19 protein-coding genes and 1 tRNA gene are annotated in these 23580 nt (G+C 35.3%); 17 read left to right on the forward strand and 3 right to left on the reverse strand.

Annotation, left to right across the window (positions count from 1 at the left end; translation table 11 throughout):
- Nucleotides 1–349: 349 nt before the first annotated feature.
- Nucleotides 350–423 (reverse strand) — tRNA-Ile (locus D5J18_RS02830).
- 227 nt (nt 424–650) lie between these two features.
- Here D5J18_RS02830 and rbfA point away from each other — a divergent pair.
- Together rbfA and D5J18_RS02840 are read left to right on the forward strand one after the other, a co-directional pair.
- Nucleotides 651–1010, forward strand: a complete 360-nt coding sequence (gene rbfA, locus D5J18_RS02835; protein WP_119057487.1) for a 30S ribosome-binding factor RbfA — start codon at nt 651–653, stop codon at nt 1008–1010.
- A 6-nt stretch (nt 1011–1016) separates the two neighbouring features.
- Nucleotides 1017–2213 (forward strand): ABC transporter permease, encoded by a 1197-nt coding sequence (locus D5J18_RS02840; RefSeq protein WP_119057488.1) that lies wholly within the window; start codon nt 1017–1019, stop codon nt 2211–2213.
- Nucleotides 2214–2309: 96 nt separating this feature from the next.
- On the opposite strand, the gene D5J18_RS02845 is transcribed toward D5J18_RS02840, so the two are convergent.
- Nucleotides 2310–3731, reverse strand: a complete 1422-nt coding sequence (locus D5J18_RS02845) for an L-serine ammonia-lyase (protein WP_119057489.1) — start codon at nt 3729–3731, stop codon at nt 2310–2312.
- 270 nt (nt 3732–4001) lie between these two features.
- Here D5J18_RS02845 and D5J18_RS02850 point away from each other — a divergent pair, with 270 nt between their 5' ends.
- The 11 genes from D5J18_RS02850 (at nt 4002) to D5J18_RS02895 (ending at nt 16728) form a co-directional block, all read left to right on the forward strand.
- Entirely contained in the window at nt 4002–6116 is a 2115-nt protein-coding gene (locus D5J18_RS02850) for a M3 family metallopeptidase (RefSeq protein WP_119057490.1), read from the forward strand.
- Nucleotides 6117–6190: 74 nt separating this feature from the next.
- Nucleotides 6191–6631 carry a hypothetical protein gene (locus D5J18_RS02855; RefSeq protein ID WP_119057491.1) on the forward strand — a complete coding sequence of 147 codons (441 nt, stop codon included), beginning with the start codon at nt 6191–6193 and terminating at the stop codon, nt 6629–6631.
- Between the two features lie 227 nt (nt 6632–6858).
- A complete protein-coding gene (locus D5J18_RS02860; protein ID WP_119057492.1) occupies nt 6859–8103 on the forward strand; it encodes a DUF1015 domain-containing protein in 1245 nt (414 codons plus the stop codon).
- A gap of 4 nt (nt 8104–8107) precedes the next feature.
- Nucleotides 8108–8764 carry a YggS family pyridoxal phosphate-dependent enzyme gene (locus tag D5J18_RS02865; RefSeq protein WP_119057493.1) on the forward strand — a complete coding sequence of 219 codons (657 nt, stop codon included), beginning with the start codon at nt 8108–8110 and terminating at the stop codon, nt 8762–8764.
- Nucleotides 8754–10370: an ABC transporter substrate-binding protein gene (locus D5J18_RS02870; protein ID WP_260377432.1), complete on the forward strand. Its 1617-nt coding sequence runs from the start codon at nt 8754–8756 to the stop codon at nt 10368–10370. Before D5J18_RS02865 ends, D5J18_RS02870 begins: the two co-directional genes overlap by 11 nt.
- Before the next feature lie 194 nt (nt 10371–10564).
- Nucleotides 10565–11269 carry a head GIN domain-containing protein gene (locus D5J18_RS02875; RefSeq protein ID WP_165844945.1) on the forward strand — a complete coding sequence of 235 codons (705 nt, stop codon included), beginning with the start codon at nt 10565–10567 and terminating at the stop codon, nt 11267–11269.
- A 7-nt stretch (nt 11270–11276) separates the two neighbouring features.
- On the forward strand, nt 11277–12986 hold the full coding sequence (locus D5J18_RS02880; RefSeq protein ID WP_119057495.1) for a phospho-sugar mutase: 1710 nt from the start codon (nt 11277–11279) through the stop codon (nt 12984–12986).
- 119 nt (nt 12987–13105) lie between these two features.
- Nucleotides 13106–13249, forward strand: a complete 144-nt coding sequence (locus tag D5J18_RS08775; protein WP_165844946.1) for a hypothetical protein — start codon at nt 13106–13108, stop codon at nt 13247–13249.
- A 94-nt stretch (nt 13250–13343) separates the two neighbouring features.
- A complete protein-coding gene (locus tag D5J18_RS02885; protein WP_119057496.1) occupies nt 13344–14321 on the forward strand; it encodes a YpdA family putative bacillithiol disulfide reductase in 978 nt (325 codons plus the stop codon).
- A gap of 48 nt (nt 14322–14369) precedes the next feature.
- The gene (gene argS / locus D5J18_RS02890) at nt 14370–16118 is read left to right on the forward strand and encodes an arginine--tRNA ligase (protein ID WP_119057497.1); all 1749 of its coding nucleotides are present in this window, start codon (nt 14370–14372) and stop codon (nt 16116–16118) included.
- 4 nt (nt 16119–16122) lie between these two features.
- Nucleotides 16123–16728 carry an HAD family hydrolase gene (locus D5J18_RS02895; RefSeq protein ID WP_119057498.1) on the forward strand — a complete coding sequence of 202 codons (606 nt, stop codon included), beginning with the start codon at nt 16123–16125 and terminating at the stop codon, nt 16726–16728.
- An 87-nt stretch (nt 16729–16815) separates the two neighbouring features.
- Here the strand turns inward: D5J18_RS02895 and D5J18_RS02900 are convergent, their stop codons facing one another.
- Entirely contained in the window at nt 16816–18030 is a 1215-nt protein-coding gene (locus D5J18_RS02900; RefSeq protein ID WP_119057499.1) for a porin, read from the reverse strand.
- 320 nt (nt 18031–18350) lie between these two features.
- Between D5J18_RS02900 and secD the strand changes: the two genes are divergently transcribed.
- From secD to D5J18_RS02920, 4 genes are all read left to right on the forward strand, one after another.
- Nucleotides 18351–21314, forward strand: coding sequence for a protein translocase subunit SecD (gene secD, locus D5J18_RS02905; protein WP_119057500.1), 2964 nt, complete (start codon nt 18351–18353; stop codon nt 21312–21314).
- Between the two features lie 313 nt (nt 21315–21627).
- Entirely contained in the window at nt 21628–21921 is a 294-nt protein-coding gene (locus tag D5J18_RS02910) for a twin-arginine translocase TatA/TatE family subunit (RefSeq protein ID WP_119057501.1), read from the forward strand.
- A 1-nt stretch (nt 21922) separates the two neighbouring features.
- On the forward strand, nt 21923–22507 hold the full coding sequence (locus D5J18_RS02915; protein WP_119057502.1) for a phosphatase PAP2 family protein: 585 nt from the start codon (nt 21923–21925) through the stop codon (nt 22505–22507).
- The gene (locus D5J18_RS02920) at nt 22507–23526 is read left to right on the forward strand and encodes a 3-oxoacyl-ACP synthase III family protein (RefSeq protein ID WP_119057503.1); all 1020 of its coding nucleotides are present in this window, start codon (nt 22507–22509) and stop codon (nt 23524–23526) included. The genes D5J18_RS02915 and D5J18_RS02920 overlap by 1 nt, the downstream gene beginning before the upstream one ends.
- Nucleotides 23527–23580: the final 54 nt, after the last annotated feature.

A 23580-nucleotide genomic window follows, 5' to 3' on the forward strand; every position in this document is an offset into this window, starting at 1 on the left:
TAAGCTTTAAACAAAGTACATTAATTTGAACTTCTATAGTATATATTGGGTGGAATTTTTTTATTTAGTTCATAGTGATTTTTATCTATAAATAAGTCTGTTAACCTTCAGGTTTTCAGTGGTAAAATCATAACTTTTACAAAGCAATCGTAGGCGATAATATTAGCAGAGCTGGATGCTCATTTGAACGAGAAAATACAAAATATAATCACTAAAATACCAATATTTTCAAATAAATAATTACCTTTTGAAACAACAATTTATTGTATCAATGTTGTACTAGGAGTTTTTTTTTGAAGACCAAAAAATAAGCACCTACATTGCTGTAAGTGCTTGATTATTAAAGTTGTGGTCCCACCTGGGCTCGAACCAGGGACCACCTGATTATGAGTCAGGTGCTCTAACCAACTGAGCTATAGGACCAGTTTTTATTGGAGTGCAAATATAAAAGAATTTTTAATTAAAGTAAGCTTTTTTTAATTTTTTTTAAGCTTTAAAAAATTCATATGAAAAAGGCTGCTGAAATTTTATCTTTAAAACTATTTTAGTTACATTTCCATCTCTTTTTGATGAAATTTCTTTTAATGTAAGAGATTCGTATTTTTTTTCATTTAAATCTCTTATTTTTGAATTTTTAAATTAATATTGTTTTGGATAGTAAACGATTACAGCGGGTCAATCAACTTTTGCAAGAAGAATTGGCCGATATTTTTAGAATAGAAGCCAATAAAATTAAACAAGGTCTTTTAATTTCTGTGACAGAGGTAAGAACAGTACAAGACCTCTCTATTGCAAAAATTTTTATCAGTGTTTTCCCCACCCAATATCGTAATTCAATGATGAATGCAATTCATGAAAATGTTCCCTATTACAGAAAAAAATTAGGCGAGCGAATTGGTAAACAAATGCGAATCGTCCCCGAGCTTCACTTTTTTATTGATGACTCTTTAGACCGAGTAGATACGATAGAAAGAGAACTCAAAGGGCAAGGGAATAATCCTGAATTGTAAGGCTGAATGAATTTACCGCTTTACATTGCTCGCAAATATGTTTTTTCAGGCAAAAATGCAGTAGAAGTCAATATCATTTCTTGGATTGCTTTTATCGCTTTGGGTTTTGTGACTGCTTGTTTGATCGTTATTTTATCAGTTTTTAGCGGGTTAGAGAAAATTAATATTCAATTCTACAGCGAAATCAACCCCGATGCGCAAATTACTCCCAAAACGGGTAAAGTCATCGAAAATTCAGAGCAATTGCTGGGGAAAATCCAAGCTTTGCCAGAGGTGAAGGTGGCAAGTAAAGTCATTGAAGAACGTGCTTTCATTGATTACAATCATAAAAATCATATTGTCACGCTCAAAGGAGTTGACCAAAATTTTAATCAAATTTTTGGACTAGACTCAATGGTAAAAATAGGAAAGCCTCTCTCAACGGAATATCCTAGAGACATTATTTTAGGACAAGGAGTTTCTTCCCGGCTATCGCTGTATATGGATCAGGTGACTCCTGCTGTTTTGTATGTTCCCAAGCCAGGCAAAGGTTTGATAACAAGCAAAAAAGAGGCTTTTAATACAACAGAAGCTTACGGGACGGGCATTTTTAGCATTAATGATAAATACAGCGAATACGTTTTTGCTCAGTTAGAATTGGTGCAAAATCTATTAAATTACCAAAAAGGAGAAATATCTGCCATAGAAATCAAATCGGCTACGGCTGATTCTAAACAATTTTTAAAGGCTTTAAAAAAAATCATTGGGGATGATTTTCAAATCAAATCAAGAGAAGAAATTGATGCTGCTTTCACCAAAATGATGAATACTGAAAACCTCATTATTTACCTGATATTTTTTTTGATACTAATCATCGCTAGCTTCAATTTGGCTGGTTCTGTTGCTATTCTTATTCTCAACAAAAGAAAACAATCTTTGACGCTAAGAGCCTTGGGAATGCCACGGGGTAAAATCAAGCAAAGCTTCTTCTACACGGGTGTTCTTATCACTATTTATGCTTTGTTTACGGGTTTGCTAATCGGTACGTTAATTATTTTTTTGCAGCAAGAGTTTGGGCTTGTCAGCATCAATATGTTTATGGCATTTCCAGTTCGCTTCACGCTTCAGAACTATTTGGTTGCAATTCTTAGTGTTTTGTTTATAGGGACGGCTGTTTCATATTTTGTGAGTAGAAGCATTGCTCTATCAGCTTTACAAAGCTAGCCTTCTGTTTAAATAAGGGATTGAAATAGCGGAATGAATTTTTTTATTGAGATAAAAAATTTAGAGACACAAATTTTCTTAAGCCTTAAGAAAAAATTAGCAATCAACGATTTTCACACTTACAGCTAGACCACCTTCAGAAGTTTCTTTGTATTTAGAATTCATGTCTTTAGCCGTTTGCCACATAGTTTCAATCACATTGTCAAGCGACACCTTCACATGTTCAGGATTTGTTTCTAGAGCCAATTCAGAGGCATTGATTGCCTTGATGGCTCCCATTGCATTTCGCTCGATACAAGGGATTTGCACCAAACCTTTTATTGGGTCGCAAGTTAGCCCGAGGTGATGTTCCATGGCAATTTCAGCCGCATTTAGACACTGCCTTGGTGTTCCTCCACGAAGCTCAGTCAAACCTGCGGCGGCCATTGCACTAGAAACACCAATTTCAGCTTGGCAGCCACCCATCGCTGCAGAAATCGTTGCATTTCGTTTGAAAATACTGCCAATGACACCTGCCGTCAAGAGGAATTTTCTAATTTCATCGTTCCCTGCTTTATGATTTTCTATCGCTAAATAGAATAAAATAACCGAGGGTATAACCCCAGAAGAACCATTGGTAGGGGCGGTAACCACACGACCCAAGCTAGCATTGACTTCATTTACAGCGATAGCAAAGGTTGAAACCCATTTAAAGATTTCACGATAATGCATTTTGGTATTGCGAATGCTTTTAATCCATTCAGCATGATTTTGATACTGATTTTTAGGATTTTTCAATTTTTGGTACATGTCAAAGGCACGCCTGCGCACCATCAAGCCACCAGGTAAAAATCCCTCTGTATGGCAACCTAAATAAATGCTCTCTAGCATCACAGCCCAGATAGCGTCCAATTGCGAGTGGATTTCTTCCTTACTTCGCACACTCCGTTCATTTTCCAAAACCAACTGAGAAATTGAAAGTCCGTATTTTACCGTTTGTTGAATGATATTTTCAGAAGAAGCTGTAGGGTAAGGAAAATTGTCATTTTCAGATAAATCTACAATTTGCTCATCAGATTCCTTGGTAATGAACCCACCACCGATGGAATAAAAGGTTGACTGATAAATTTCTTCATTTCCCATAGTAGCACAGAAACGCATCCCATTGGCGTGGTATGGTAAAAAATCTCGTTTGAAGTGAATTTGCTCTGGCAAGAACGGAATCGCCTTTTCACCACCAAGTTCCAAGTATTGTCGCGTATTGATATGCCCAATCGTGGTATCGATTTCATCTATAGGAATCGTGACAGGGTCTTTCCCGCTCAGGCCTAGCATTATGGCCAAATCTGTGGCATGCCCTTTCCCCGTCAACGATAAAGAACCGTACAACTCAACCTGAATATCTGTTGTTTGATGAAAGATGTCTTTGTCTTTCAATTCTTGTACAAATTCCTGAGCTGCTCGCCAAGGACCTAGCGTGTGCGAACTGGATGGGCCCACACCAATTTTTAACATATCAAAAACGCTAATGTGCTTCATAAGTTTAAAAGTAAACAATCTGAAAGGTTTTAAAAAACAAATTTTTATAAATTTATTGGGATTTTTCTAAATAGATTAAAAAATTCAGGTATAAAATTCAAAGAGTTTAGAAATTTTAAGTTTAAAATTCATTAAAGAAATGAAGGTTTAATTTTTTTTTGTATTTTTAAGTTTTCAAGCTAAGAATAGGATAAATTTAAAAAAGAAGTAAGGTGAAACAATTTAAATTTTTAAAGCCTTAAAAAATTTTTAAGATATATAATTAGAAAAATGATAAATAAAATTAAAAAAGGAGGAGTTTTGTTAGCCGCAGGTTTAGCGTTTTACGCCTGCTCAACAAATAAGATAATAGAAAATAAAGATATGAGTAGCAATCCTTTATTGATGAAAAGCACGTTGCCTTACCACGCACCAAACTTTACGCAAATAAAGAATGAACACTATCGCCCTGCTTTACTACATGCGATGGGGCTTCAAAAAGAGAGAGTGAAAGAAATAGCCCGAAATAAAGCAAAACCAAGCTTTGAGAATACGGTTTTGGCGCTAGAAAAAAGTGGAATTGAATTGAGCCGAGTGTCATCTGTTTTTTATGGCTTAACTAGTGCAAACACAAACGACACGCTACGGAAAATACAAGAAGAAATGTCCCCTCTCATGGCAGCGCATACGGATTTTATTTATCTAAATGAAGATTTATTTCAACGTATAAAAGAGGTTTATAAAAATAAAGATGAACTTAGTGGAGAAGATAAAATTTTGACTGAGGAGTATTATAAAAGTTTTGTGCAAAGCGGTGCAGAAATCAGTTCAGATAAAAAAGAGAAGCTTAAAAGAATTAATACCGAAATAGCTTCGCTTCAGACTGAGTTTAATCAAACTTTGCTGGATGCCATCAATCATAAAAAATTAGAAATTTATGAGGTAAAGGAATTGGAAGGCCTGAGCGAAGGTCTACTGAAGTCACTGAAAAAGGAAGATGGCTCGGGCTATGAAATTAAGCTGATAAATACAACTCAGCAGCCGTTACTAAGTTCTTTGAAGAATAGAGAAACAAGAAAAAAACTGTTTGAACTTTCTTACAATCGAACTAACGGGGGTGAGTATGATACCAATGGCATCATCGTGAAAATAGCAGAACTAAGAGCTGAGAAAGCTAATTTGCTGGGGTTCGATACGTATGCTGACTGGAGTTTGGTAAATACAATGGTGGAAAATAAAGAAACCGTTCAGAATTTCTTCGCTCAGCTCATTCCATCAGTAAGGAATAAAACTGCAAAAGAAGCCGAGATACTGAAAGAATCACTGCACGAAGATGGCTTTGCAGGAGATTTAGAACCATGGGATTGGGCTTACTATGCGGAGAAAGTACGTCAGAAAAAATATGATTTAGATGAAAATTTACTCAGAGAATATTTTGAAGTTAATAACGTTTTAGAAAAAGGCGTATTCTATGCTGCGAATAAACTTTACGGGATTACATTTGAAGAAAGAAAAGACATTCCTGTTTATCATCCAGATGTGAGAGTTTTTGAAATCTTTGAAGAGGACGGAACGCCATTAGCTCTATTTTACGTTGATTTATTTGCTAGGCCTAGTAAGCGAGGAGGTGCATGGATGAGCAACTTTGTAGCACAAAGCCATTTGTTTAAAAACAAGCCAGTGGTATATAATGTGTGTAATTATGCAAAACCTGCTGATGGTGAACCAGCACTTATTTCTTATGATGAAGTAACAACACTGTTTCACGAATTTGGGCACGCCTTGCACGGTTTGTTTGCAAACCAAAAGTATGCGAAACTTAGTGGAACCAATGTAGCGAGAGATTTTGTAGAGTTACCTTCGCAAGCTAATGAGCATTGGGCATTGAATGATGAAGTTTTAAAAAATTATGCAAAACATTACAAAACTGGAGCAATTATTCCAGCTGAAATGATAAAAAGTGTTAAAAATGCAGCAACATTCAACCAAGGTTTTAGCCTAACAGAAGTAATGGGAGCTGCCAACTTGGATTTGCAATGGCATAATAAAAGCTTATCTGCACTGAGCGAAATAAGAAACCCGTTAGATTTTCAAAAAAAGCAGCTTGAGAAAGAAAATTTGTATGACCCGTATATTCCTACCCGTTATCTTTCAAACTTCTTTGCTCACATCTTTGGCGGAGGCTACGCAAGTGGCTATTATAGCTATCTTTGGACAGAAATGCTGGCAGAAGATACCAATGCATGGTTTGATGCCAATGGAGGCCTAAATAGACAAGCGGGGCAACGCTACCGAGATATGATTCTATCTCAAGGAAATACCCAAAATTATAAAGAAATGTACAAAGCCTTTACTGGTAGAGATGCAGAAGTAGAGCACATGATAGAAGCGAGAGGCTTGAACTAAAAAAATATAAGCCTTGAAAAAAAAGGAGAAACTTGATTGAAAATTTGTAAATTAAAATAATAAAACTGGAAAAAATGAGAGAAAAACTCTTTGATCCCATTATAGAAAGTCAAAAGAAATTAATCCAAAATCTAGAGGCAAGCCTGGAAACACTATCGACTACGACGGATTTAGATGAAGAAATGACGCGAGATTTAGACGCGCATTCACACCAATCTAATTTGCAAGGGCTGGAGATAGAAACTAACAAAAAATTAGAAATGGAACGGGCCGATTTACTAAATATAGAAGCTCTGAGAAATAAAACAGCAGATGAGGTGAAGCTCGGTGCTTTCATAGCTACAGAAAAAGATTACTATTTCTTTGGTTACGCATTCACACCGGTGCATTTTGAAGAAAAGAAAATCTTTGGAGTATCGCCAGAAGCTCCTGTTTTTGAAGATAATTTAGGTAAAAAAGTAGGAGATTCTTTAAGTTTGAAAAATGTAAGTTTAGAGATAAAAGAAATTTACTGATCATTCTAATCATTCATTTTTTTGAATTAAATCATTTATAAACAATAACTTAAAAAGCCTGTTGAGATCTTGACTTCAAACAGGCTTTTAAGAGTTAAAATTTTTTAAGCCTTAAAAAAAATGAAATCAAATCGTATTATTTATAAAATCACATTTTTTTAATAATGGCTAAGCTTTTGTAAATTTGTAGTTTGAGTGAGATCATCAATTCCTATAAAAAAATTTAAATGATAGAATTTAAACCCTTTTGCGGCGTTCGTCCTGCAAAAAATAAAGCTTCGACGGTTACGACAAAAAATCTAGACTATTATCTGAAAGAGGAAATTTCACATGAACTCAACAATACACCAGAATCGTTTCTGAACATTCTAAAACCAACCATAGAGCACAAAGAATGGTCTGATAAAGAAAAATACCACGAAGTAAGACATAATTTTCAGGAATTTTTAAAAGAAGGAATTTTATTAAAGGACAAAAAATCTTACTATATCTACGAGCAAGAAGATGCTAATGGAGCTGTGACAATAGGAGTGATTGGCATTATTTCAATTGATAATGTGAGAAATAGCCAAATAAAAAAACATGAAAATACTTTGGGCGAGCGAGAAGAAATTTTTGCCAACCACTTGAAGGCAATTCATATGCAGGCAGACCCCGTACTTTTAACTTTTCCAGAAAATCAGAGTATAGAGTTAATTATGTCGATGACAACCCGCCACACGCCAACTTTAGAATTCACTGGGGCAGATGACCATACCCACAGGCTATGGCAGGTCAAAGATCGCCTAATCATGCAGCAATTGAAATCAGCGATAGAAAAACTACCGTCTTTGTATGTAGCAGACGGGCATCATCGCCTAGGGAGTTTAGAACTATACACCGACTATATGCGAGAGCAGGAACCAGATTTCTTCGGTGGAGAAGCGTTTAACTATGCAATGGCTGTGATTGTTCCTGGGAATTTTTTGAAAGTGAAAGATTATAATCGTTTAATCAAAGATTTAAATGGCTATACGCCTATTGAATTTCTAGAGAAAATCAGTGGAGTCTTTAGCGTTATAGAAAAAGAAAAACCATACTACCCTAGTGGCAAACATCACATTAGCCTTTACTTAGATGGTAAATTTTATGCACTTTACGTCAATCAAGAATACCGAGGCATCCCCAAAGCCTTAGGCGAACTAGATACGTATTTGTGGGAGGAACACATCATGAAACCCGTTTTGGAAGTTGAAAATTCCAGAAAAAGCAAACGGATAAAGTTTAAAAAAGGAACAGGTAATATTGATGGAATTTTAGCCATGAAAGAAATGGTAGATAGTGGTGAATTTGTAGCCGCATTTGGTTTCTACCCAGTTTCTATAAATGATTTAATTTTGGTTGCTGACGAAAATAAAATGATGCCGCCAAAAAGCACCTTTATTGAACCGAAATTTCTTTCTGCCTTGACGACATTTGACTTGACTGATTAAGAATATGAGCATCGAAAAAAAATATCAAAAAATAAAAGATTCTTTACCCAAAGACGTTACGCTAGTCGCCGTCTCTAAAACCAAACCGATAGAGGATATTGAGAAGCTGTATGCAATTGGTGTGCGAGATTTTGGTGAAAACAAAGTTCAAGAATTAACTGAAAAAGCTCAGCAGCTACCCAAAGATATACGTTGGCATATGATCGGTCATTTACAGTCTAATAAAGTCAAGTACATCGCTGATTTCGTCCATTTAATTCATAGTGTAGACCGCCAATCACTCATCAAGGAAATCAATAAAAGAGGTGAGCAAGAAAAGCGCATCATCGAAGTTTTAATACAAGTAAAAATTGCTGATGAAGATTCAAAATTCGGAATGAATTTTCAAAAAGCAGAAGATTCACTTCGTAAGTTAGGAAACTACCCTTTTGTGCGCCCCGTAGGCATGATGGGGATGGCAACCAATACCGATGATGATGAAAAAATTCAAAACGAATTTGCTGAACTTCGTTTATTTTTTGAAGCTCAACAAAAGAAGTACCCACAACTCAAAATTTTATCAATGGGAATGAGTAGCGACTATGAAATTGCACTACAAGAAAAAGCAAATATGCTGCGTGTCGGGAGTAAAATTTTTGGAGAAAGAAATTATGATGAATAAAGCTTTTGAGAATTTAAATTTTTTTAAGGCTTTAAAAAAAACTCCACTATTTGTAGTTTATATTTTCATTTTTGCTTGCCACTCAGCTCCAGAGGTTGATGATAAGAAAGTTTTTCGGCTCAATCGCTATGACAATATTAGCTCTCTAGACCCTGCCTTTGCACGAAACCAATCTAATAATTGGGTGGCTAATTTGATGTACACAGGTTTGGTAGGATTTGATGATGAGTTAAACGTTGTGCCAGAAATTGCAAAATCTTGGGATATTGCAGCAGACAAATTAACGTATACTTTTTACTTAAACACTCATATATTTTTTCACCCCAATAAATATTTTGGCAAAAAAAAAACACGAGCTGTTAAGGCACAAGACGTAGTTTATTCATTTGAGCGGCTGCGAGACCCAAATTTGAATTCCTCGGGCGGATTTGTATTGAACAATGTGGAAGACTTTAAGGCCTTGAATGACAGTGTTTTTCAGATTAAATTAAAAAAGCCATTCCCACCATTCCTAGGCTTATTGTGTATGAAATATTGTTCCGTTGTGCCACAAGAAGTCTTTCAGCATGCAGGTGAATCCGGTTTTACCCCGAGTGGGACAGGGCCTTTTCAGTTTCAGTTTTGGGAGCCGAATGTAAAATTAGTATTGAAGAAGAACCCTTTGTTTTATCATTTTGATTCCAAAGGAGAGAGATTACCTTATTTAGAATACGTAAATGTGCTGTTTTTGCCCGAGAAACATAGTGAGTTTTTACAATTAATTCAGGGTAAAATAGACTTTATGGCAAGTCTTGATCCTTCCTACAAAGATGAATTGATAGATGAAATGGGCGATTTGCAAAAAAAATACACTCACCAGCTCCAAATGCTGAAATCACCATACCTGAATACAGAATATTTGTGTTTCTATCTAGGCGGAGATAAGTCTGTTTCAGAAGATTTGCGACGTGCTATCAATGCAGCGATAGACAAAGAAAAAATGATAAAATATTTGCGAAATAATATTGGTTTTGCAGCAAATGGGGGATTCATTCCCAAAGGTTTGCCTGGGTATAGAGATAGCTTGGGCAGTGGCTACAATCCACAGAAAGCACATCAAATAATTCAAGAAATAAAAGAAAAAAAGGCTTTGCCGAAGCTGAGTTTGGTTACCACGCAAGAATATGTGGATATGTGCGAATTTGTGCAATCAGAATTGGCAAAAGTAGGCTTAGCTATCGAAATCAATAATGTTGACCCAGCGACTTTGCGCGAAGGAAAAGCCAATGGGAAATTTAATTTCTTTCGGGCAAATTGGGGAGCAGATTATCCCGATGCTGAAAATTATCTTTCACTCTTTTATTCAGAGAATTTTGCCCCCCAAGGGCCTAATTATTCTCACTTTAGAAACAGAAAGTTTGATGAATTATATCTCCAATCTTTACAGTCCACAGAAATAGAGGAGCGAATAAAGCTTTACTGGCAAATGGACGAAATAGTGATACGGGAAATGCCAGTCGTTCCTATATTTTATGACCAAGTCTCGGTTTTTTTACAAAAAAATATTAAAGGCTTTAAAAATAGTCCTATCAATATGCTGGACTTGACACGGGTATACAAAGAGTAAATTTTTTTTTAAGCCTTAAAAAAAAAACAGATGGTAAATAGTTCTGTTATACATTCCCTTTACCTCAGAGGGAATTATTGTGATGCGCTTGCGATGAGTTATAATAGCAAAGCATTAATAGCTAGTCGCTAAAAATATTATAAAGACTTTTCTTTTTTTTTGAGTAAATGCTTAATTTTATTGAAAATTTAAAGATGAAGTACAGCTCAATTTTTTTGCTATTTATTTTATTTATTTTCAGTTCATGTCAGAAAGAAATCGAAGGAGAAGGAGAGGCAGGAATAGCACAAGATTTCATGCTCGAAAAATTCAATGATGTACAAGCAAAAGGTATATTCAAGCTTTTGCTGATAGAAAATGATAGCGCTTACGTAAGCGTGCAGACACACCAAAATTTGATTGAGAATATCAATATTTACGTTCAGAGAGGAACTCTGCATATCGAGGAAAAGCAACCCGTTTCTTCTTTTGAGAGTTATGTCATTTATTTGTACTACAATGATTTAAAGAAGGTTGAAATCCAAGAAAAAGTCCTTTGTGAACCTGCAGATAAAATAATACAAGATAAATTAGAATTAAAAGCCTATGGCGATGCTAAATTTGATGCTTTTGATATTGAAACGGAAGAGCTAAGCCTACGAGCAGAAAATTCTTCAAGCATAAGGATAAAAGGCTTGGCAAAAAATGCTAAATTCAAAGCAAAAAATCAAGCTCAAATCAATGCAACAGAAATGAGAGCCCGTGTGGTAGACTTAGACTTAGCAGGAGAGGCAGAAGTGCAAGCAAGCATCGAAGATGAAATCAAAGGAAGGGTTTTAGACAATTCAGTCATCCGCTACACAGGCAATCCACAGAAAAATATAGAAGTAAAAGACCATGCACAGGTCGTAAAAGAATAATTGAAATATGAAAATAATTGATAAAGCTAAAGTATGGCTAAACCCCAGTTATGATGCTGAAACGCGCGAAGCTGTTCAGCAATTAATTGACTCTAACCCAAAGGAGTTGGAAGACGCTTTTTATAAAAATTTAGAATTCGGTACTGGTGGAATGCGTGGCATCATGGGGGTGGGGACTAACCGACTAAACAAATATACTTTGGGCACAGCGACACAAGGTTTAGCAAATTACTTAAACGAGCAATTTCAAGGCGAAGAAATTAAAGTTGCCATAGCTCACGATGTGCGAAACAATAGCCGAAAGTTTATGCAAATTGTAGCAGACGTTCTATCCGCTAACAATATTCATGTTTATATTTTTGATGGCTTTAGACCAACGCCAGAACTCAGTTTTGCAGTAAGACACTTGGGCTGTAATGCAGGTATTGTATTGACTGCATCGCACAATCCGCCAGCATATAACGGCTATAAAGTTTACTGGAATGATGGAGCTCAAGTGACACCACCTCACGACGAAGAAATTATCCGTAGAGTCAATCAAGTAAAGGCAGAACACATTCAGTTCACAGCAAAACCAGATCTGATTCACGTTTTATCTAATGAAATAGACCAAACCTTTATTGAAAAGTGCGTTCAATTTGGCTCAAGAAATGATAAAAAAGGCTATGATGATTTAAAAATTGTTTTCACGCCTATCCACGGAACGGCAATAGCATCAATTCCTGAGGCTTTGGAAGAAGCGGGATTCAAAAATGTTTTTTTAGTAGAAGAGCAAACCAAACCTAGCGGGGAATTCCCAACGGTAGAGTCGCCAAACCCAGAGGAGCCCGCCGCGCTCAAAATGGCAATGGAATTAGCTGAGCTCAATCAAGCTGACATCGTAATAGGAACAGACCCTGATGCAGATAGGCTGGGCGTAGCAGTGAGAAATAAAAAAGGAGAAATGGTCTTGCTTAATGGGAATCAAACCAATACGGTTTTAACCTATTTTCTGCTCAATGAATTGAAAGAAAAAGGCGAAATAAATTCCAAAAACTTTATAGGCTCAACTATTGTAACATCAGATATTTTCATCGAAATGGCAGAACATTTTGGCGTAAATTGCAAAACAGGACTCACTGGGTTCAAATGGATTGGTAAAATGATTCGAGAAGCAGATGAAAATGAGAAATTTGTATGTGGAGGAGAAGAAAGTTTTGGTTTCATGGTAGATGATTTTGTAAGAGATAAAGATTCGGTAACCTCTACGCTGCTGGCATGTCATATTGCTGCCAAAGCAAAAAATGAAGGAAGCTCTTTCTACGAAGAGTTATTGAAAATTTATCAGAAGCTGACTTGCTACCAAGAAGCACTGGTTTCTCTAGTGCGTCCTGGGAAATCAGGAGCAGATGAAATAAAAGCTTTGATGAGTGACTTTAGAGAAAGAACCCCCGAAACAATCAATGGAATTAAAGTTGTGAAATTAATGGATGTACAAGCAGGAATTGTAAAAAATATGCTTGATGACACAGCAGAAAAATTAACTTTACCTCAGTCAAATGTTTTAATATTTTATTTAGAAGATGGGTCAAAAATCTGTGTAAGACCCAGCGGGACGGAGCCGAAAATTAAATTCTATTTCTCTGTGAAAGAGACATTAAACAGTGTAGAAGATTATGATGAAACACAAGCTAAATTATTCCAGAAATTGAAAGGTTTAGAGCAGAGCTTTAAATAAAATTAACTTGATGGGTAGAAAAAAATGATTGTTAAAATTTAAAAATAAAGTTTAAAGAATTGGTTTTTAATCTAAAATTTTCTTATTTTCATATCATTAACTAATGAGAATGACGTGAAATGAGAAAGGATTTAGAAAATTTAAGAGAATCTATTTTAAAAAATGAATCAATCATCTTTTTTACCGTAGGAATTTTTGCCTCAGCACTGTTTTTCTTGATAATGATGATTGTAGCCTTCCATTTGGTCTATACCATTTTTTAGAAAAAAATAAATAATTAACAAGAGCTTGCTTTTTGTAGACATTTTTTTATAATTAAAATTAATTAAAGCATGAAATTTGTAAAGAACAATCAAAATGAAAAAAGTGAAGCAAGTTTATGATATAATTATTGTCGGGGCAGGACCAATGGGAATAGCAATAGCCATTGAAGCTCAGAAAAATAAACTCTCATATCTGATTCTAGAAAAAGGAACGTTGGTAAACAGTATTTTTAATTTCCCCAAGAACATGACATTTTTTTCTACCTCTCAGAAATTAGAAATAGGTGAAATTCCCTTTGTTTCCATCAATGAAAAACCTAAAAGAACCGAGGCTTTAGAATATTACCGCCGAGTTGTAGAGCATCTAAATCTTCAGCTCCGTTTGTATGAAAAAGTAGAAAACATAGAAAAAAAAGAAGACTTATTTCAGGTCAAAACAGCAAAAGAGAACTACACAGCTAAAAATATTGCAATAGCAACAGGATTTTATGACCAGCCAAACCGACTGAATATCCCAGGGGAAGAATTACCTAAAGTAAAACACTATTATGACGAGCCATATGCATACATTAATCAGAATGTTGTAGTCGTAGGAGCAGGTAATAGTGCTACTCAAGTCGCTCTAGAGCTACACCAAGCGGGTGTGAATGTGACGATGGTCGTACGAGATAATAAGATAGAACCAAACGTTAAATATTGGATTAAACCCAATATCGAAAATCGAATAGAAAATCAAGAAATTCCCACTTACTTCAATTCTGAATTGGCGGAAATTAATCCTAAAAGTGTGAAAATCAGTACACCACAAGGGCTGATTGAAATTAAAAATGATTTTGTACTAGCAATGATTGGCTACCATCCTGATTTCGAATTTTTGAATAAAATAGGCGTGACTTGTGATAGCAATAATTTTAATAGACCTAATTTCTCTCTAGATACGCACGAAACTGAAATTGAAAATTTATACGTAGCAGGTGTTGTATGCGGGGGAAACCATACGTCCACATACTTTATTGAAAATTCGATAGAACATGCTACGGGCATTGTAAATTCTATTCTCAGTAAGGCTTAAAAAATCCTTTTTAAATCTTATTTTTGTTTTTTTTAGAAAAGTCATTTTATGAATATTAAAACGGAAATTTCATCAAAAATTTTTAAAGCCTTAAAAAATTTTTTGGCGCTTGAGGATGATAAAATAGAACTTCAAAATACGCGGAAAGAATTTAAAGGCGATTACACTTTGGTTGTTTTCCCTTTTGTGAAAATTTTAAAATTAAAACCCGAAGAAGCCGCAGAGAAAATTGGTGAAAAATTACTGGAAATTTCTGAAATTAAATCGTACAATGTTGTAAAAGGCTTTCTGAATTTGAGCTTGACAGACGAAGCTTTTTATGATTTCTTATACCAAAAAACGGAAGAATATCCTAAGCCTTCAAAAAAAATAATGGTAGAATATTCCTCACCTAATACCAATAAACCACTGCATTTAGGGCACGTTAGGAATAATCTTTTAGGCTATTCGGTGGCTGAAATTTTGAGAGAAGCTGGCAACGAAGTTTTAAAAACACAGGTAATTAACGATAGAGGCATCCATATTTGTAAATCTATGCTGGCTTGGCAAAAATTTGGAAAAAATGAAACGCCTGAATCTTCTGGCAAAAAAGGAGACCACTTGGTGGGTGATTATTATGTAAAATTCGACCAAGAATATCAAAAAGAAATTCAGGATTTGGTAGCAAAAGGAATGAGCGCCGAGCAAGCGAAAAAAGAAGCTCCCCTACTGAATCAAGCACAGAAAATGCTCAAAGATTGGGAAGATGAGAAACCTGAAGTGAGGGAACTTTGGGCAAAAATGAATGCTTGGGTTTACAATGGCTTCGAAGAAACCTATCAGCGATTGGGAGTTGATTTTGATAGCATTCAGTATGAAAGCGAAACTTATCTGCTGGGAAAAGACATTATTTCTAAAGGCTTAGAAAAAAATGTTTTTTATCAAAAAGAAGACGGCTCCGTTTGGATTGATTTGACCAACGATGGACTGGATGAAAAATTGGTCTTACGTTCAGATGGAACTTCAGTTTACATCACTCAAGATTTAGGTACGGCGGTACAGCGTTTTGAAAGCTTTAATATTGATGGATTAACGTATGTGGTTGGTAATGAGCAAGATTATCATTTTAAAGTTTTATTTGTAATTCTTAAGAAATTAGGCTTTCATTGGGCAGAAGATTTGCATCATTTGTCTTATGGAATGGTAGATTTACCACACGGGAAAATGAAATCTCGTGAGGGGACAGTGGTAGATGCTGATGATTTGATGAACGAAATGAAAGCTACCGCCAAAGAAATTGCGAAAGAAGCTGGCAAATTGGACGGAATGAGCGATGACGAGAAAGAGAAACTTTATGAATCAATCGGGATGGCAGCACTGAAATATTATATTCTAAAAGTTGACCCGAAAAAAAGAATTTTATTTGACCCTAAAGAAAGTATTGATTTTAACGGGAATACAGGGCCTTTCTTGCAATATGCTTACGTACGCATACAGTCAGTGCTGAGAAAAAAAACGCCAGTGGCAGGTGAATTCCGTTCTCCTGAATTGACCGAAATAGAGAAAAATTTAGTGAAACAAATGAATGATTATGATGAAGTGGTGAGCAAAGCGGCCGAGGAATTAAATCCAGCATTGGTCGCTAATTACGCATATGATTTGGTGAAATTATTCAATGGATTTTATCAAAATCATTCCATTTTGAGCAATGATGATGAAAATATAACGCAATTTAGATTGCAACTGATAAAGAAAGTGGGCGAGAAAATAAAAAGAAGTTTAAACCTATTGGGAATTAAAACGCCCGAAAAAATGTAATTCTATGAAAATTAAAAATATTGTTTTTGACTTTGGAGGAGTTTTAATGGATTGGGACCCTGTGTATTATTACAAAGATAAGTTTGAAAGTGAAGATGCGATGGATCATTTCTTAGAGAATGTCTGCACGCATGATTGGAACATTCAGCAAGATGCAGGGCGTTCGTTGCAAGAAGCAACAGAAGAGCGTGTGGCAAAGTTTCCTGAATATGAGAAACACATCCGAGATTACTACAGCGAATGGGAACAAATGCTGAAAAGTGACATCTATGAAAACACCTATTTGGTTGGGAAATTGAAAGAAAAATCTTACCCGCTGTATGGTTTAACGAACTGGTCTGCAGAAACTTTTGGTATCGCATTCAGGCGTTATGGTGTGTTTCAGCTTTTTGATGGCATTGTGGTCTCAGGAGAGGAGAAAACTATAAAACCTGAATCTAAAATTTACAAAATTCTCTTGGAACGCTATCAGCTAAAAGCAGAAGAATGTCTCTTCATTGATGATAATTTACAAAATATAGAAGCTGCCGAGAGACTTGGTTTCCAAACGATTCATTGCCCCTCAGGAACTAATTTAAAATTAGCTTTAGAGAATTTAGGTCTGATTTAATCTGATTTAATCTGATTTTAAGAATATTTAAAAGCAATTTAAATTTAGATTAAAAATTTTTTAAGCCTTTAAAAAAATAGCAACTTTTTAAATCCCCAATTCTATTTGAAAACGGATAAACCAAGTGTCTTCGCTGGTGCCGTTAAAATATTCAGCGTAGGTTTTGGTGATTTCAGTTTGTAGTTTAAAGGCGTGTTCAGAAATGTATTTGGTAACCCCCAAGCTGAATTGGTTTTGTTTTGGGTTCAAAACCCAAACGTCTTTCGTTGGATTCTGATGAGAATATCTGCCGATGATTTCAAAATTATTTCTGAAAAGATAACTTAACTGAGAATCAATGCCGTACCCTGTAAATACATATTTTAAATCTTTTGGATTTGCAAAAGTGGCTGGAATTTGATTTTCTGAATCTTTCTGCATATAAGCTAACATCAACGCCCAGCCTTGGTATTTTGCAATGGCATCCAGAAATAGACTGCGAATATCTTGCGCATTATCCAGTAAATCACCACGTTGTCCGTTGCTTCTCAAAGCATCTTGATTGTATTGGTAGCTACCAGAAAGCATGACTTTAGGCGAAATTTCTCGAGCTAAATCACCTTCGTAAAAAGCTCCGTCTCGGCTAAAAGCACCGAGTGGGAATAGTTCCAGCCTTGCAGTATAAGCCAAGGCGTTATCAGATTCATGCAAGAAGTTTCGTCCTTCGCCTGTGCTGATGGCGGTCTTTATATTGTAATCAAATCCTTGCTTTTTCTTGGCTAAATAGTAGACCTGAACTCCAAAATCTCTATCAATATTAAACGTAGAATTATTGATAGACCTATCAGTAAGTTGCAGTCCGCCAGAGGAATTAATCAGCTGCCTATTGCCAGGGAGTTTGGTTTGCCCTACACCGATTTGCCAATGTTTATTGGGTAAATAGAAGAACATTGCATCACGTACAACATTGAGGTCAGTATTATTTCCAGTGGTCCCCATATCCTCGTGAGGAAAAGAAAGCTGAATTACATATTGAAACTTTGGGTCGCTCACAAAGCCATCAAATCGCAGCCTTAGGCGCCTCACGGTAGCTTTATACACCGTTTCATCATTTTTTCCCAAAGCCGTGATTCTGCTTTGCATCCTAAAGCGGATATTCATTTGATACAAACTATCTGGTGAAGTGATTCCGATTCCTTTGCCGTAGGAATAGTAAGGCATGGCGCTTATTTTATTTTGTATTTCTTTTGCCAAAATAGAATCGGTAGCTTGTGCTTGGACAACAGAAGCGAAAGCTAAATAAATGATGAGAAAATATTTCATTTTTACTTTAAATATAAATTAGCAAAAATAATGGATTTTTGTTGAATTATGCCACGCTTATTGAATGAAATTTTGGGGATTTTATTTTGAAATAGAGAGAAGAAAGAGTTGAAATTATTTTTTTTAAAGGCTTAAAAAAAAATATGAAAATAAAATCTTGAGATTAAAAAGTTGATATCTACTCAAAAAAAACTAAGCTCTAAAAAACAAAAAAATAAAATTTGTTAAGACTATGTATAAAACTTATGCTTAAAATTTATGAAAATTATTTTCATAAGCTTATATTTGCCCGTTATTAACGTATTTTTAGAAATCGGAGAATGAAAGGAAAAGGATTAATACTAACGTTTGCCATTGCACTCGGGATTTTAAGTATTTACTATTTAAGTTTTACGTGGTATACCAACATCATAGAAAGCAAGGCTGATCGTGAACTGGTTCAGAGAATGGATTCATTAGATTCTGCAGCACCAGATTTAAGTTTTGTTGAGCGTGAATCATATCAAAACACGTTTAAAAATTCAATTATCAGTCGATTAGCCAGCGACACACTAGACTTAGGTGTTGTGAGATATGATTATAACTCAGCAAAAGAGAAAGAAATGGCGCTGGGACTAGATTTGAAAGGAGGGATGAATGTGATTTTGCAAATTTCAGTAAGAGATTTGATTGAAGATTTTTCAGACCATTCAGCTTCACCAGCTTTAAAGGATATTTTAGATAGAACTGATGAAGCCCAAAAAAGTAGTAATGCAGATTATATCAACGATTTTTTTGCACAATATGATAAGTATAAGGCAGAAAAGGAATCGAACTTACTCTTAGCATCTCCAGATTTGTTTGGAAATCGGAAAAATGCTGAATTAATTTCAATTAATTCAACTGATAATGAAGTAAAAGAAATTCTTGATAAATATATAACTGATAAGATTAATACTGCATTTCAGGTTATCCGTGCGCGCATCGACCAGTTTGGTGTTACGCAACCCAATGTGCAAAAAGTGGGAGAAGCAGGTAGCGGTAGAATCTTGGTAGAGCTTCCTGGGGTGAAAGATACTGATAGGGTTAAAAATTTATTGCAATCAACAGCTAAGTTAGAATTTTGGGAAGCTTTAAGACTAGATGAACAACTTTCAAATTACGCTACAAATTTAAGTCAACGCTTGATGAACCCACAAGATTCAGCAGCGGAGAGCAATTCATTGATTTCAAAACTAATTCCATCACAAACTAATGCAACATTTTTTGTTCAATTAAAGGATACAGCAGAAGTTAATAAAGCATTCAGCAGTAAACTGGGGGAAGAATTATTGCCAGCAGGGCTAAAGAATGTTAAGTTTTTGTGGGGGAATAAAACATTTAGAAACAGAGGCGGGCAAGAAACAGATTTTTTACCCTTATATGCCATCAAAGGAAATGCAAGAAACATGGCTTTGCTAGATGGCGGAGCGGTGACAGACGCTTCTGCTGAAACTTTGACTCAGACTTTTGGAAACGACATTATGGTTTCTATGCAGATGAATTCAAATGGAGGAAGAGAGTGGTATGAAATTACAAAAAAATATCAAAATAAACCCATTGCCATAGTTTTAGATAATTTAGTATACAGCGCACCAAATATCAATGAACCGATTTCTGGTGGCCGATCAAGTATATCTGGTGATTTCACCATGGCAGAGGCACAAGACTTGGCCAGTGTTTTGTCCGCAGGTAGCTTACCAGCTTCGGCTAAAATCATTCAAGTAGATGTAGTGGGGCCATCTCTGGGGAAACAATCGATTCAAAACGGGATTTTTTCTTTCTTGATTGCTTTAGTGATTGTCTTTGCATATATGATTTTCTTCTACAATCAAGCAGGGATTATATCTGTAATAGGTTTAATCGTAAACATCCTATTTCTATTAGGAATCTTGGTCGCTTTTGGAGCCACATTAACGCTACCGGGAATCGCAGGTATAGTATTGACTATCGGTATGGCAGTGGATGCTAACGTGATTGTCTATGAAAGGATAAAAGAAGAAATGGCAAAAGGTAAATCTTTACGCCCGTCTGTTGACATAGCCTATACGTGGAAAGGAGCACTTTCTGCAATTATTGATGCTAATATTACAACTTTAATTACTGCAATCGTTTTATTCTATTTTGGTAATGGACCGATTAAAGGTTTTGCTGTAACATTGATTATCGGTGTATTTACAACATTTTTTACTTCCGTTCTGTTGTGTATGTATTTTATTTACAGGAGATTAGAGAATGGCAGGAATATAAAATTAGGAAATAAATGGTCACTCAATTTCTTGAAAAACACTAATCTTGATTTCTTTAAATTCAAAAAGATTTCTTATATCATTTCAGGAACTTTAGTTATAATTTCACTAATTTCATTATTTACACGTGGACTAAATTTGGGAATTGAATTCCAAAACGGGAGGGAATATAAAGTCAGATTTAATCAGCCTATACAATCCAATGAAATAGCTTCAGACTTAGCCAAAGTTTTTATAGATGAAGAAGGAAACTCCTATCAACCCAACGTTGTAAGCATAGGAGCAGGGACATCTAACCAAGTGAAAATCACTACAAAATACAAAAGTAATGATGATAGCCAAGAAGTTGACCAAGAGATAGAAGAAAAAATTTATGAAGGCTTGAAATCTTATTTTACAGATTTAAATTTTGACCAATTTGTGAATGTAGGAGAGAGCAAAGAAGGCGCTTACGGATTGATAGAATACAGGAAAGTAGGTCCATCTATAGCAGATGACATTACTTACAATTCATTCTACTCATTAGCCATTGCATTAAGCTTAGTATTCTTATACTTGATTTTAAGCTTTAAGAGGTGGCAATTTAGCGCTGGAGCAGTACTAGCAACCATGCATGATTCCTTAATTGTTTTAGGATTATTCTCATTACTTCATGGGTTTGTGCCATTCAGTTTAGAGATAGATGTAGCATTTATTGCAGCAATTTTGACGGTGATTGGCTATTCACTCAATGATAGCGTCATTGTATTTGACCGTATAAGAGAATTCTTGAAAGAATTTCCATCCATGTCTTTAAAAGATTTAATCAACAAAGCCATAAACACGACTTTGACTCGTACACTCAATACCTCTATGACGACTTTGTTTGTAATTTTAGTCATATTAATTTTAGGTGGAGAAACCATTCGAAGCTTCATGTTTGCCCTAGCAGTAGGGGTAGGAGTAGGTACATATTCGTCAGTATTTGTAGCGAGTTACCTATTCTATGACTTGATGGATAAGAAAAACAAAAAATAATAAGGAATTTTTATAAACCTTAAAAAAAATAAAACCTGCTTAAATTTTATATTTAGAATTTAAGCAGGTTTTAAACTTTCAGGTAATTATTACGATTATTATTTCTCAAGAAAAAACAATCATTATTAAATCACTGTTTTTTATTCACTGGTTTTTCAATCACACTCGGCGGTCTTCATTTATTTTACCTATGAGCGTCAAGCATTTGTTCATTTTGCTAAAACACTACATACTAAAGCGTAATTTTTTTTAAGCCTTAAAAAAAAAATAAATATTTATAAATACTTTTTTTGATTATTTATACCTTTGGCTTATGCATTATTCAGTTATATTTGCATTTATTGGTTTCCAAGAAATTACAGTAATTTTAATCATTACAGTATTGATTTTTGGTCCGGATAAAATACCGGAAATTGCACGTGGATTGGGCGAAGGTGTAAGGGCTATGCGAAATGCCACTGACGAAATCAAAAGAGAAGTAATGAAAAGTGCTGAAAGTATAGACCCAAGCGGCGAAATCAAAGAAGTGCAAAAGAGTATAGAAAACGAAATTTCATCAGCAAAGAAAGAAATAGACGATGCGATGGGACCAATAAAAAGAAATTGATTTGGAAGAATTAGTTCACTGGGATCAGCAGTTGCTGATAGATTTAAATAATTTAGGCTCAGATAGCTGGGATGATTTTTGGTTGCTAATCACCAATAAATATACGTGGTTTCCACTGTATGCGGTATGCTTATTTTTGATTTATAAATTTTGGGGGTTAAAAAACTTAATCTACGCTGCCGTGGCGGGAGCACTGTTAGTTACCTGCACAGACCAAATTTCTCTTCTGTTCAAAAATGTCATTGTACAGCGTTTGCGCCCGTGTCATCAACCTGGCGTTGCAGAATTTTTACGTTCAGTCGAAGGTGTTTGTGGTGGACAGTATGGCTTTTTCTCTGGTCATGCGACCAATCATTTCGGTATAGCAGTTTTTTTAAGCTATATTTTTAGAGAAAAAATAAAAGGCTTTTATATTTTTTTATTAATAACGGCGATTTTTGTAGCCTACAGCAGAGTATATTTAGGCGTGCACTATTTTTTAGATATTTTGGTAGGGACAATCGTTGGAAGTATTTTTGGGTATTTATTTTATTTATTCTATCAATATTTGGTTACAAAAAACATTTTTAAAATCAAAAACAAATAATGAGATTAAAAAATTCAATCATATTGGGCGTAGGACATTACGTGCCTCAAAATGTGGTAACAAACGATGATTTATCAAAAATTATGGAAACCAATGATGCATGGATTACCGAGCGAACTGGCATCAAAGAAAGAAGACACGTTGACCCAGAAAAAAAAGAAACAACATCAGATTTAGGCTATCAGGCGGCATTAGAAGCTATAAAAGATGCTGGAGTAGATAAAACCGAAATAGATTTCATTATCTTCGCTACACTGAGTCCAGATTTATACTTCCCAGGGAGCGGTGTATTGCTTCAGCAAAAATTAGAGCTAGATACCATTGGCTCACTTGATGTAAGAAATCAATGCACTGGATTTGTCTATGCATTAGCCACAGCAGATGCTTTCATCAAAGCAGGGAAGTATAAAAATATATTGGTCGTAGGAGCAGAGGTTCATTCTTTTGCCTTGGATATGACGACACGAGGGCGAGGAGTTTCCGTTATATTTGGAGATGGCGCCGGAGCAGTAGTTTTATCAGCAAGCGAGGAAGCGAACAGAGGAATTATAGCTACAAACTTACATTCGGAAGGGAAATATGCCGAGGAACTAATGATGGCATTTCCAGGGCCTAAATATGGTTGGATTGAGTCACTGATAGATGCAGCCGAAAAAGAAAATACGCATTTGATTTATCCTTATATGAACGGGAATTTCGTATTCAAGCATGCCGTGGCAAGATTTTCTGAATCTATTGTTGAAGTTTTGAAAGATAGCGGCTATACTAGAGAAGATTTAGATTTATTTATACCGCACCAAGCTAACCTCAGAATCAGTCAGTTTATTCAAAAACAGCTTAACTTGCCAAACGAAAAAGTATTTAATAATATCCAAAAATACGGAAATACAACAGCAGCGTCCATTCCCATCGCTTTATCTGAAGCCAAACAGCAGGGGCGCGTAAAAGTAAACGATTTAGTGTGTTTAACGGCTTTTGGTAGCGGATTCACTTGGGGAAGCGTTTTATTAAGATTCTAGGTGTATTTTGAAACTTTATTAGACCTTAAAAAGTAAAATATGACTAAAATTACG

Origin of the sequence: Candidatus Ornithobacterium hominis, from assembly GCF_900538215.1 — a bacterium.
GTDB classification, from domain to species: Bacteria; Bacteroidota; Bacteroidia; order Flavobacteriales; family Weeksellaceae; genus Ornithobacterium; species Ornithobacterium hominis.